The organism is Nonomuraea sp. JJY05 (assembly GCF_043496855.1).
In the GTDB taxonomy this organism is placed as follows: Bacteria; Actinomycetota; Actinomycetes; order Streptosporangiales; family Streptosporangiaceae; genus Nonomuraea.
Map to the genome: position 1 here is coordinate 131860 of NZ_JBIEIS010000028.1, position 11807 is coordinate 143666.

At 70.4% G+C, this 11807-nt stretch carries 14 protein-coding genes; 12 read left to right on the top strand and 2 right to left on the bottom strand.

Annotated features, from left to right (window positions below):
- Nucleotide 1: 1 nt before the first annotated feature.
- On the bottom strand, nucleotides 2-430 hold the full coding sequence (locus tag ACFKCF_RS37300; protein ID WP_394500014.1) for a CBS domain-containing protein: 429 nt from the start codon (nucleotides 428-430) through the stop codon (nucleotides 2-4).
- A 251-nt stretch (nucleotides 431-681) separates the two neighbouring features.
- Between ACFKCF_RS37300 and ACFKCF_RS37305 the strand changes: the two genes are divergently transcribed.
- Genes ACFKCF_RS37305 through ACFKCF_RS37355 form a run of 11 tightly spaced genes read left to right on the top strand, consistent with a single transcriptional unit; the run spans nucleotide 682 to nucleotide 10340 of the window.
- Nucleotides 682-1473: an ABC transporter permease gene (locus ACFKCF_RS37305; RefSeq protein WP_185073156.1), complete on the top strand. Its 792-nt coding sequence runs from the start codon at nucleotides 682-684 to the stop codon at nucleotides 1471-1473.
- Nucleotides 1473-2330: an ABC transporter permease gene (locus ACFKCF_RS37310; RefSeq protein WP_313045386.1), complete on the top strand. Its 858-nt coding sequence runs from the start codon at nucleotides 1473-1475 to the stop codon at nucleotides 2328-2330. The genes ACFKCF_RS37305 and ACFKCF_RS37310 overlap by 1 nt, the downstream gene beginning before the upstream one ends.
- Before the next feature lie 4 nt (nucleotides 2331-2334).
- Entirely contained in the window at nucleotides 2335-3354 is a 1020-nt protein-coding gene (locus ACFKCF_RS37315) for an MCE family protein (RefSeq protein ID WP_394500015.1), read from the top strand.
- A gap of 1 nt (nucleotide 3355) precedes the next feature.
- Entirely contained in the window at nucleotides 3356-4390 is a 1035-nt protein-coding gene (locus ACFKCF_RS37320) for an MCE family protein (RefSeq protein ID WP_394500016.1), read from the top strand.
- Nucleotides 4390-5415, top strand: a complete 1026-nt coding sequence (locus ACFKCF_RS37325; RefSeq protein ID WP_394500017.1) for an MlaD family protein — start codon at nucleotides 4390-4392, stop codon at nucleotides 5413-5415. Before ACFKCF_RS37320 ends, ACFKCF_RS37325 begins: the two co-directional genes overlap by 1 nt.
- Complete coding sequence (locus ACFKCF_RS37330) at nucleotides 5412-6443, top strand: MCE family protein (RefSeq protein WP_394500018.1); 1032 nt, start codon at nucleotides 5412-5414, stop codon at nucleotides 6441-6443. The genes ACFKCF_RS37325 and ACFKCF_RS37330 overlap by 4 nt, the downstream gene beginning before the upstream one ends.
- Nucleotides 6440-7444: an MCE family protein gene (locus ACFKCF_RS37335; RefSeq protein ID WP_394500019.1), complete on the top strand. Its 1005-nt coding sequence runs from the start codon at nucleotides 6440-6442 to the stop codon at nucleotides 7442-7444. Before ACFKCF_RS37330 ends, ACFKCF_RS37335 begins: the two co-directional genes overlap by 4 nt.
- The gene (locus tag ACFKCF_RS37340; RefSeq protein WP_394500020.1) at nucleotides 7441-8808 is read left to right on the top strand and encodes an MCE family protein; all 1368 of its coding nucleotides are present in this window, start codon (nucleotides 7441-7443) and stop codon (nucleotides 8806-8808) included. Before ACFKCF_RS37335 ends, ACFKCF_RS37340 begins: the two co-directional genes overlap by 4 nt.
- Nucleotides 8805-9542 (top strand): hypothetical protein, encoded by a 738-nt coding sequence (locus tag ACFKCF_RS37345; protein ID WP_394500021.1) that lies wholly within the window; start codon nucleotides 8805-8807, stop codon nucleotides 9540-9542. Before ACFKCF_RS37340 ends, ACFKCF_RS37345 begins: the two co-directional genes overlap by 4 nt.
- Nucleotides 9543-9559: 17 nt before the next feature.
- Nucleotides 9560-10150 carry a 4'-phosphopantetheinyl transferase family protein gene (locus ACFKCF_RS37350; protein ID WP_394500022.1) on the top strand — a complete coding sequence of 197 codons (591 nt, stop codon included), beginning with the start codon at nucleotides 9560-9562 and terminating at the stop codon, nucleotides 10148-10150.
- 10 nt (nucleotides 10151-10160) lie between these two features.
- A complete protein-coding gene (locus ACFKCF_RS37355; RefSeq protein WP_394500023.1) occupies nucleotides 10161-10340 on the top strand; it encodes a hypothetical protein in 180 nt (59 codons plus the stop codon).
- Nucleotides 10341-10356: 16 nt separating this feature from the next.
- On the opposite strand, the gene ACFKCF_RS37360 is transcribed toward ACFKCF_RS37355, so the two are convergent.
- Nucleotides 10357-11286 (bottom strand): cation diffusion facilitator family transporter, encoded by a 930-nt coding sequence (locus tag ACFKCF_RS37360; protein ID WP_394500024.1) that lies wholly within the window; start codon nucleotides 11284-11286, stop codon nucleotides 10357-10359.
- A gap of 34 nt (nucleotides 11287-11320) precedes the next feature.
- Between ACFKCF_RS37360 and ACFKCF_RS37365 the strand changes: the two genes are divergently transcribed.
- Complete coding sequence (locus tag ACFKCF_RS37365; protein WP_185073145.1) at nucleotides 11321-11779, top strand: MarR family winged helix-turn-helix transcriptional regulator; 459 nt, start codon at nucleotides 11321-11323, stop codon at nucleotides 11777-11779.
- Nucleotides 11780-11807: the final 28 nt, after the last annotated feature.

The window sequence follows — 11807 nt, forward strand, 5'->3', positions numbered from 1 at the left end:
GTCAACGGTGGAGATAGTCGACCAGCGACGCCTTCTCCGTCTCCAGTTCCTCGATCGCGCTCTTGACCACGTCGCCGATGCTCACGATGCCCACGAGCCGGCCGTTCTCGACCACCGGCATGTGCCGGAACCGCTGCGTGGTCATGATCTGCCGCAGCGAGTCGACGTTCTCGCCGGGCCCCACCGTGCGCACCTCGCTGGTCATGATCGCGGATACCGGGCCGTCGAGGATCGCCGGGCCGCGGTCGTGCAGGCGGCGCACGACGTCGCGTTCGGACACGATGCCCTCGATCGTGAGGCCGTCGGTGGAGACCACCACGGCACCGATGTTGCGTTCAGCGAGCGTGGCCAGCAGCTCGCGCACGGTCGCCCCGGGCGACACTGTCGCCACGTCGCTTCCCTTGGCGCGGAGAATCGTTCCGATGAGCATGTGCACCACCTCTTGCACCTCAGTCTTCCAGGCCTTGCGTACAGGCAAACAACCCTGCGGGGACCGCGTCAAGGGGAGCCGGGTTGTAACGGCGCGGTCACTTTTCGTGCCTGGCTGACAACATGTGACCTGCGTCTCATACCTTTCGCGCAAATTCCCACGAAAGCATCGACTACTAGACAACCCGTCAGTAGGGTTGCCACTCATCCGTAGGCGGCGGAGGTGGTCATGGCGGTAACCCGAGGTCGCCGATGACCCTGTCCGGGTACATCGGACGCCGGGCCGGGTCGACGCTCGGCCAGATCGGCGAGCTGTTCGTCATCGTCCTGGAGGGGCTGCGCAGGACCTGGGACGTCAGGCGCTGGTGGTGGGAGTTCGTCGAGCAGTGCTGGTTCCTGGCCCGCGTCACCAGCGTCCCGGTCCTGCTGGTCGCCCTGCCGCTGGGCGCCACCGTGGCACTCCAGGTGGGCGAGCTGGCCAGGCAGCTCGGCGCCAGCTCCGCGACCGGCAGCGCGGTCTTCGTCGGGCTCATCCGCGAGGTGGCGCCGCTGGCCAGCGCGCTGCTGATCGCCGGGGCCGGCGGCAGCGCGATGACCTCCGACATCGGCGCGCGCCACATCCGCGACGAGCTGAGCGCGATGGAGGTCATGTCGGTCAACCCGATCCACCGCCTGGTCACGCCGCGCATGTGGGCGGCCAGCACGATCGCGGTCTGCCTGTGCCCGCTGGTCATCCTGGCCGGCGCGAGCGGCGGCTACTTCTTCAACGTGATCGTGCAGGGCGTCACCCCGGGCGCGTACTTCGACGGCGCGTTCTCCCTGGTCGTCGCCTCCGACCTGTACGTGACGCTGTTCAAGGCGTGGATCTTCGGGTTCATCGCGGCGGCGGTCGCCTGCTACAAGGGCATGACGTGCGCCTCCAGCCCCGTCGGCGTGGGGCGGGCGGTCAACCAGGCGACCGTGGTGACGTTCATGCTGGTGTTCGCGTTCAACTACGTGATCTCGGCCGTCTACTTCCTGGCCTACCCGCCGAGGTCGCTGTGATGATGGTGACGCGCACGGCCGGTCTGCGGCTCGCCCTGCGGGGGCGGGACGTCGCCGAGCGGTTCGCGACGCTGGCCGACTGGCCGCTGTTCGTGTGGAAGGTGCTGTTCTACTCCGTACGCGACGTCGTCCTGCGGCTGAAGTTCTTCAAGGTCGTCATCAGGCAGGTCAGCGACGTCGTGGTGGGCGTCGGGGCGACCGTCATCGGCGGCGGCATGATCTTCGTGGTGTTCACGATGGCGTTCGTCGTGGGCGCCACCGTGGGCCTGCAGGGCTACCAGGGATTACAGGCGATCGGCGCGGAGTCGTTCATGGGGCTGGTGGGCAGCTTCGCGAACGTCCGCGAGATCACCCCGATCATCGCCGCGACGGCGCTGGCGGCGCAGGTGGGCTCGTCGTTCACGGCGGAGCTGGGCGCGATGCGGATCTCGGAGGAGATCGACGCGCTGGAGGTCATGGGCATCAACGCCTTCACGTACCTGATCTGCACCAGGGTCGTGGCGGCGCTGCTGGCGCTGGTGCCGATCTACCTGATCGCGCTGTTCGCCAGCTTCTTCGCCACCCGGCTGATGTGCACGGTGCTGTTCGGCCTGGCGCCGGGGGTCTACGACTACTACTTCTACCTGTATCTGCCGGTCCGGGACATCGCGTTCAGCGTCACCAAGGTCGGCGTGTTCGCCTTCGCGGTCATCGTGATCCACTGCTACCACGGCTTCCACGCCACCGGCGGACCGGTGGGCGTGGGCGTGGCGGCGGGCCGCGCCATCCGCCAGTCGATCGTCACGATCGTGCTGCTCAATCTGCTGCTGTCGTACCTGTTCTGGGGCAGCGGCGGCAACATACCGCTGACGGGGTGAGCCGGTGGGCCGATTCCAACTCTCCCTCGCCGCCCGGGTGGGCATCGCGTTCGCCGTGCTCGCCGTGCTCGCCGCGGCCACCCTGTACGTCGTCCGCACCGCCACCGAGCTGAGCGGGACCAGGATCGACGCCGTGTTCGCCAGGGCCGGGCAGGGCCTGGACGCCGGCTCCCCCGTCAAGATCCGCGGCATCACGGTCGGCAGGGTGACGGGCATATCACTGGACGCCAGGGGCCGGGCCGTGGTGACCATGCACCTCGACCCCGGCGTCAAGGTCCCGAGCTCCACGGTCGCCTCCGTCGAGCCGGCCTCGGTGTTCGGCCCCAAGTTCCTCGACCTCAAGCCCGGCTCCGGCGAGACCACCGGCCCCTACCTGGCCGCCGGCGCCGTCATCACCGACACCGAGGGCCCGCTCGACCTGTCCGACACGCTCGGCGCCGCCTACCGCGGCCTGGACGCCGTCGACCCGCGCGAGGTCACCGTCATCGTGCACACCCTGGCCCAGGGCCTGGACGGCGAGGGCGAGAACCTGCGCGAGCTGATCGGCGACGCCGGCACGCTCGTCGGCGTCGCGCACCGGCAGCGCGGCCGGGCCAGGCAGTTCCTGCACGACGCCGCCCTGCTGGGGACGGCCCTGCAGGACAAGGGCGACGACCTCGTCTCGATCTCCTCCGACGTCAACGTCATCACCCCCGACCTGCTCGCGCGGGCCGACAAGGTGCGCGCCCTGCTGGACGAGGTCACCTCGGTCTCCGGCCTGGCCGCGCACGGGCTGGCCAAGCACCGTCAGGACCTGCGGGCCGGCGTGCACTCCACCGAGCGGGTGGCCGCGCTCATCTACGCCCAGCTCGGCCTGGCCGGCGACGGCGTACGCGGGCTGAACAGGCTGGTCGACCTGCTCAACGAGCTGATCGAGGCGCCCGGGCCGGGCAACACCCGCCAGCTCCAGGTCGAGGCGTTCGTGGCGACCGACCTCTGCGAGCTGATCGTCGGCGCCTGCGGCCCGACCGACGGGAGGCGCTGACATGCGGCGGGCCTGGACCTTCGCGCGGTTCGCGGTCTTCGTCGGCGTGTGCGTGACACTGATCGCAGTGATCGGCGTGCAGATCGCCCGGGTGAGCACGGGCGCCGGTTACCCGCTGGTCGCCGTGTTCGACGACGTGTCGGGGCTGAACGAGGGCGACCAGGTGAAGATCGCCGGGGCGCCCGTGGGCCAGGTGGACACGATCAAGGTGGTGGACGGGCGGGCGGAGGTGACCATGGAGGTGCAGCAGGGGGTCACCGTGCCCGCCGACACCGAGGCCGCCATCCGCTGGCGCAACGCCGTCGGCCAGCGTGTGGTCTACCTGCTGCCCGGCACCGCGCCCGGCAGGCTGACGCCCGGGGCGCGCATCACCCGTACCTCCTCCGTGGTGGATATCGGCCAGCTGGTCAGCGACCTCGGCCCGCTGACCCGCAGCCTGGACCCCGACCAGATCAACCAGCTCCTCACCGCCGCCGCCAGGTCGCTCAAGGGCAACGAGCAGAACATCCCGAGGCTGCTCGACAACGTCAACGCCATCACCACCACGGTCACCGAGCGCAAGAAGACCATCGAGCAGCTGCTGAAGGACTACGCCACCGTCACCGGCGTGGTCGCCCGGCGCGACAAGCAGATCGAGCAGCTGGTCGACAACCTCGTCACGCTGTCGGAGGCGTTCGCCGACAACCGCGAGCTGATCGACGAGTCGCTGGTGGAGCTGTCGACGACCGTCCACACCTCCAACGAGGTGCTCGGCAAGAACGCCGACGAGCTCGGCCGGCTCGTCGACAACCTGTCGGGGCTGACCGGCGGCATCAGGCGGCACGTGAACCAGATCGACAGGACGGTCAGCACGTTCCAGCCGCTGTTCGCCCGCGCGTACCAGACCGTGGACCGCGGCCGCTACTTCATCACGGCGGTCCCGTGCGTGGCGCTGAGCGCCGCGCCCTGCCCGTACGGGATGCAGGCGCCGCCGCCGCTGCGCAACACCCGGGTCCAGAGCACGAAGGACCTGCAGAAGCTCCTGGTGGGCGAGTGATGGCGCTCAAGTCCTTCCGCGACCGCAACCGGATCGTCGTCGGCCTCGTGTCGCTGGCCACGCTCGCGGCGATCCTCGTCGGCACGTTCCTGGTCGGCAACCTGGGACTGCTGGAGGGCGGCTACTACATGTCCGGCGTGTTCGTGGACTCCGGCGGGCTGCGCACCGGCAACGACGTCAGGGTCGCCGGGGTGCGCGTCGGCAAGGTCACCGAGGTCCGCGCCGACTACGCGCGGGGCGACGTCGTGGTCACCTGGAAGGTGGACGACGGCGTGCGGCTCGGCCGCGGCACCCGGGCCGACATCGCCCTGTCGAACCTGCTCGGCGGCCGGTACGTCAAGCTCACCGGCCCCGTCACGGCCCCGTACATGGACCAGCTCCCCGAGGGGCAGAGGCGCATCCCCGTGACGCGGACCGGCGTGCCCACCCTGATCAACGACGCCATCAAGGACGCGACCCGGCTGGTCGAGCGCCTGGACACCGACGCCGTGGACGACCTGCTCACCGAGCTGGACAAGGTCGACCTCGGCAAGCGCGGCCACATCACCCGGCTGTTGCAGAACATCGGCGACCTGTCGGACACGATCAGCAAGAGCGAGCCGCAGCTCCAGCGGCTCATCGACAACGGCACCCGGATCATGAACGTCCTGGAGAGGAAGGACAGGCAGCTCGGGCGGCTCATCGACGCCATCGGCGTCATGCTGGCCGAGCTGCGCAGGCGGCGCGAGGAGCTGCGCACGCTGCTGGGCGACGGCAGCGACCTGGTGCGCAGCACGACCAAGCTGATCAACGAGCACGAGAAGACCCTCGTCCAGGTGCTGGACGACAACGCGGCCATCACGACGCGGCTCAGCGACAGCAACAAGCAGTTCAATTCGCTCCTGGCATGGGCGGGCCCGACGTTCTCCGGCCTGTCCACGATGGGCGGTCAGGGCCCGTGGCTCGAGGCCATAGCCACGGGCCTCGGCCCCATCAACCCCGAGGTGCTCGCCGCCATCCGCAAGGACAGGGAGAGCGCCAAATGAGACGACTCGTGGCGGTCCTGCTGGCCGTGGCCGGGGTGTTCCTGACCTCGGGGTGCACCGTGCTGGGGCCGGAGCCGTACCGGCTGGTGGCGATCTTCCGCAAGGCGCCTTCCCTGTACGAGCAGGCGCGGGTCAAGGTGATGGGGCTGGACGCCGGATATGTCGAGAAGATCCGGATCGATGGGGACAAGGTGAGGGTCGACCTGCTGGTGGACCGGCAGGTGCCGCTCCCGGCCGGGGTGAAGGCCGTGGTCGCGCCGCAGAACACGCTCGGCGAGCGGAACGTCGTCCTCTACCCCCCGTGGAAGCCCGGCGACCAGAAGGTCGCGCCGGGGACGGTCATCCCCCTGGAGCGCACCGACCTGCCGGTGGAGATCGACGACGCGCTCGACGCGTTCACCAAGCTCACCGACGCGCTCGACGACAAGAAGCTGGGCTCCGTGGCGAGCGACCTGGCCGACGGCGTCAGGGGGCGCGGCAAGACCGTCAACAACGCCATCGCCGACACCTCCCGGCTCACCGGCACCCTGGCCAAGCAGGACCAGCAGCTCGTCGACCTGGCCAAGGGGCTGAACCGGCTGGCCACCGGCCTCAACCGGCGCGAGAGCCAGGTGACGGGCGCGATCGACGCGTTCGCCGAGGCCGGCTCGATCCTGGCGGAGGAGCGGCGGCGGCTGCGCGACTTCATCACCGGCATCTCGGACTTCGTCCGGCGCGGTGACGTGATCATCGAGCAGTACTCCGAACGGCTGCCCCAGGCCGCCGGGACGCTGGCCGAGCTGGTGCTGACCATGCGGGCCAACAGCGCGTCCGTGGCCCGGGCGGTCAAGGGCGCGGCCGACTTCGCCGACGTGGTGATCGACTCGTGGGACAGGAAGCAGCACGTGCTGAAGATCCGCGTCGTGCTCAACGCGATGACCAGGGCGTGGCTGACCCCGCTGTTCGAATCGCTGAACCTGGGGCGGGTGCCGTGCCTGCCCGCCGGGCTAAGCAACTGCCCCTACGAGCAGCAGGGGAGGCGGCGATGAGGGCACGCCTGCTCGCCGCGATCCTCGCACTCGCCGTGACGGCGTCGTGCTCGCTCCAGACGCTCGGCGCGACCACCGGCGACCTGACCCTGCACGCGGTCTTCGACGACGTGCAGAGCCTGGTGGCCGGGCACAGCGTGCAGATCTCCGACGTACGGGTGGGCACGGTCACCGACATCAGGCTGGAGGGCTACCGGGCCAAGGTGACGATGTCGATCGTGTCCAAGTACCGGGTGCCCGAGGGCAGCACGGCCACCGTGGCCAAGACATCGGTGCTGGGCGAGAACTACGTCCTGCTCGCGCCGCCCGCGGGCAAGGACCTGGCCACGGGGCCGTACCTGAGCAACGGCGCCACCATCGCCGACACGTCGGTCGAGCCGGACATCGAGCAGGTCACCGCGAAGGCCGGGCCGCTCATCGAGGCGCTCGGCGCGCAGGACGTGAACGCCATCCTCGACGCGGCCTCGACCGCCTTCGCCGGGAAGGGCGACGACGTCAACAAGCTGATCAAGCAGACGGCCGAGGTCACCGACGCCTACGCCGCGGCCCGCCGGGACCTGGGCACCAGCATCGACGCCCTGGCCAAGCTGGGCGACGACCTCGCCAAGGGCAGCGGCGAGCTGGACCGGCTGCCGGGCACGCTGGCCGCGGCCACCGCGCGGATCGCGCACGGGCGCAAGCACGTCAAGAAGACGATCATCGCGCTGACCAGGCTGGCCAAGGAGGCCAACCTGACCGTCTACCCGCGCCACGCCGCCCGGCTGCGGACGCTGCTGCTGGAGCTGGAGGCGATCTCCTCGGCGATGCAGCGGGGCAAGGAGGACCTGAAGACGCTGGTGGCGCGGCTGCAGAAGTTCATCGACGCGCCGCCGATCACCGTCAACGGGCAGGTGCTGATCTACCTGTGGCTGAAGGGCGTCCTGCTGCCCAAGAGGTCGGCGCAGGGGCCGCTGCCTAACCGGATCGAGGACTTCCGCCTGCTCCTGGAGCCGCCGCGATGAGAAACCGGATCTATCTGAACCTGGGCTTCTTCGCCGTCCTGGGCGTGGTCATGACCGTCTGGGCGTTCAGCACGATCATCCGGCTCGACGCCATCGAGCGGCCCTACCGGGTCTCGGCCGAGTTCGTCTCGTCGCCGGGCCTCATCCAGGGGTTCGACGTGGCGTACCTGGGGGTGCGGGTCGGCAAGATCGGCGACGTGCGGCTGGCGCCGGGCAAGATCGTGGTCGGCCTCGACATCGACAGGGGGATCCGGCTGCCGAAGGGCGCCACGGCCGAGGTGCGGCGCAAGTCGGCCATCGGGGAGCCGTACGTGGAACTCTCGCCGCCCGCCACCGGCGTGACGGGGCCCCCGCTTGCGGCCGGGGACACGATCCCGCTGGCCAAGACGTCGGTGCCGCTCGACTACAAGAAGCTGTTCGAGGGCGTCGGCAAGCTGCTGAACGCGGTGCCGCCCCGGGACGCGAAGACGATCACCCATGAGCTGGCCGTCGCGCTGGACGGGCGGGCCCCGGCGATCAGGAACATCATCGACGACGCCCACTCCCTGACCGGCACGCTGGCCGACAACGCCGCCGTCCTCGACGACCTGTCGGCGCAGCTCACCCGGCTCACCCACACGCTGGCCGGCAAGCGGGGCGAACTGGCCTCCGGGATCACCGACCTGAGCACGGTGACGGGCACGCTGCGTGCCTCCCGTGCCGACCTGAACGCCTTCCTCGACCGGGGGCCTGGGGTGTTCGCCCAGCTGGACGCGGCCGTCAAGAAGTCCAGGCCGGGGTTCTCGTGCCTGCTGACGGCGCTGGGGCAGCCGCATCGACCGGCCTTCTCGCCGCAGACCGAGCGGAACGTGCACCACCTGCTCAGCATCGTCCCGACCGCGCTCAGCCTGGCGGACGACATCAGCGACCGGCACGGCGACACCGTCTACGGGAGGGCGGCGTTCATCTTCAGCGTGCCGGGCGGGCCGACCCCGGCCGAGGAGTACGCCGGCGCGGTCGGGCCTCCGACGGTGCCCGCCCTGCGCTCCTGCCCCTCCCCCGCCGCCGCCGGGGACTCCCCGGACTCCGGCGACTCCCCCGCGAACCCCCGTACGGATCGCCGCCAGGACGCCGCCGGACCGGCGGACACCGCCTCGCCCGCCGAGTCCGCGCGCCCGGTGGCGAGAAACACCGAGAAACCGAAGCAGCGGCCTGAGGCCACCCCGTCGCCCAGCGGCGCGGCGGCCGCCGGGCCCGCGTCCCGCACCCCGCCGAACGCCACCCCGCTGATTGCCGGGATATTCCTCGCCGTGGTGGCCGGTGGTGGCATCGTGGGCTGGATCGCGACGGGCCGGGCCGCCCGCCGCCGTGAGGAGTCGAAATGACCACCAAGCAGGACCTGGCCGAGGACGCCCGCACAGAGGAGGCCCCCTCCGAGGAGGCCCGCGCGGAGCAGGCCCCATCCGAGGAGGCCCGCACCGAGGACACCCCCTCCGAGGACGAGCAGCCGACGGTGGCGGATGCGGCTCCGGCGGAAGGGGCGGCGGGCGGAAAGAGCGGCGGGCGCGTCACGCGGGCCCGGGTGCTCGGGACGCTGGCGGCGATGCTGGTGGCCGCGCTCGCCGCCACGGCCGTGCTGCAATGGATCTCCGCCGCACAGGCCGGCGACGCGCGCGCCAGGCTCGAGTCCGAGCGCGCGCTGCGGCTGGAGGTGTCGGGGGCGGCGAGCGCGTTCAGCAAGGCGCTGCTCAGCTACGACTACCAGAACCTCCAGAGCACCCGCTCCACCCTCGCCGCCCAGGCCACGGGCGATTTCCTGGCCACCTACGACGCGGCGTTCGGCGGGGCGATGGCGCAGGTCATCGTCAAGCTCAAGGCCACCTCGCAGGCCACGGTGCGCGAGGTCTATCTGGCCGACGTGGACGAGGCCACCGCGCACGCCATCGTCGTGGTCGACCAGCAGGTGAACACCTCCGAAGCGATCCGCTCAGTCAAGGACTCGCACCTTAAGATCAGCCTTGTGAAGGAGAAGGGGACCTGGAAGATCCATGACGTGACCGTTCTCGGCGCGGCCTCGGAGGACCAGTACAACCTCACCGGCGACAAGAAGAAGGACTGACCATCGGTTTCTTAGCGATGGGCGGCCGCCCCGACGAGGTGCGCGCCCCGGAAGACTGGCTCACCGAGGTGGAGACCGAGCGGGCCGGGCGGTTCAGGTTCGAGGCGGATCGAGCCAGCTTCGTCGCGGCCCACCTGCTCGTGCGGCTCTGCGCCGCCGCCGTGCTCGACGCCGGCCCGCACGAGCTGACCCTGCGGCAGCGCTGCGACCTGCACGGCCTCGGGCACGGGAAGCCGTACATCGAGGAGGCGCCCGAGCTGGGCGTCAGCTTCAGCCACACGCGCGGCTACGTCTGCGCGGCGGCCGGCCCCGGCAAGGTCGGCGTGGACGCCGAGCACGTGCCGCCGGGGCCGCTGGACCCGCTGCTCGCGGACCGGGCGCTGACCCCGCGCGAGCGCGCGATGGTCACCGGCAACGACGAGCTGATCCGGCACTGGACGCGCAAGGAGGCGTTGATCAAGCGCGGCGAGCTGACGCTCGACAAGCTCCGCTCGGGCGGCGACGATCTCGACGGCCGCCACCTGCTCGAGTGGAGCGTGGGGCCGGACATCAGGGTGGCCGTCGTCGCGGACGCCCCGGTCAGGAGGGCACCCATCCCCCCTGGATAAACTTGCATGCATGTTCTACCGGAAATCCCTGGAGGAGCGGATCGCCGACCGCGTGGCCCAGCGGCGGCCCCTCGAAGAGGGCAAGACGTTCGAGCACGGGCCGGCCAAGTTCGTGTTCATCTCCTTCGTCGTCATCGTCGTGCTGATGCACGTGATCGGCGTCGCCGTCGCCATGCATTTCTACAGCTGATCCGCCCCTGCCCCCGTCAGCGGCGGCGGGTCGGGGTGGGGTCGAGGAAGACCTGACTGATCCCGGAGAAGCGCTCGCGCAGCCGCCGGTCCACCTCGTCGCAGGCGATCTCCACACCTGCCGCGCTCGCCACGTCCACGAAGTCGATCTTGGCGGCCACCAGGACGGAGCCGGGCCCGATCATCATCGTGAGCAGCTCGACGACCTCCTCCACCTCCGGCTGGGCCGTCAGCTCGGCGCGGATGCCCTCCTCGACGTGCGGGGGCGCGGCCTGGCCGATGAGCAGCGAGATGTTCGACCGGATCAGGATGAGCGCCACCACCAGCAGGAGCAGGCCGATCCCGACCGACGCCAGGCCGTCCCACAGCGCCGAGCCCGTCAGCTGCGACCCGGCCAGCCCGGCGCCCGCGATGAGCAGGCCCACGAGGGCGGCCGCGTCCTCGAACAGCACGGCCTTCAACGGGGTGTCGGAGGTGATCCGCACCAGCCGGATCGGGTGGAGGTCGTGCCTCGCGGCCTGCCTGCGCAGCTGGGAGAGGGCCTTGGCGAACGAGACGGACTCGACGGCGAACGCGATGGCCAGCACGATGTAGGACGGGGTGAGGTTCGTCAGCTCCTCGCCGTGCTCGATCACGTGCACTCCGTGCGTGATGGAGAACCCGGCCCCGCCCACCAGCGTCGCGGCCGCCGCCATCATGGCCCAGAAGAACCCGCTCTTGCCGTGGCCGAACGGATGCCGCCGGTCCGCCGGCCGGCTCGCGCGGCGCACCGCCACCAGCAACAGCAGCTCGGTCACGGTGTCGGCGGCGGAGTGGACCGCCTCCGACAGCATGGCCGCCGAGCCGCTGATGAGGCCCGCGACGAGCTTGGCCACGGCGATGGTCAGATTGGCCGCTCCCGCGACCAGGACGGTGCCCAGGCTCTCTCCTGAATCCCGCTGTTCCATAGCGCTTCACTCTACGTGCGCTAGATTGGAGATCATGAGCGCGCCTCGTTGGCTTTCACCCGCCGAACAGCGTGCCTGGCGCACGCATCTGGCGCTGCACAAGCTCCTCATGCACCGGCTCGACCGGGAGCTGCAGGAGCATCAGCTCTCGTTGAACGACTACGAGATCCTGGTCAACCTCTCGGAGAGCGAGGGGCGGCGCATGCGGATGAGCGACCTGGCCGACGCGACGATCCAGTCGCGCAGCCGGCTGTCGCACCAGATCTCCCGCATGGAGGCCAAGGGCCTGGTGACCAGGGAGGACTGCCGCGACGACCGGCGGGGCACGTTCGCGGTGCTGACCGACGAGGGCTGGGAGACGATCCAGCGGGTGGCGCCGCACCACGTGGCGAGCGTGCGCGAGCACTTCGTCGACCGGCTCACCGACGACCAGCTCGAAGCGATCGATGCCGCCTACGGGCCGATCGTCGAGCGCCTGAAGAAACTGCGCTGAAGAAGTTGCCGCTGAAGAAGTTGCGCTG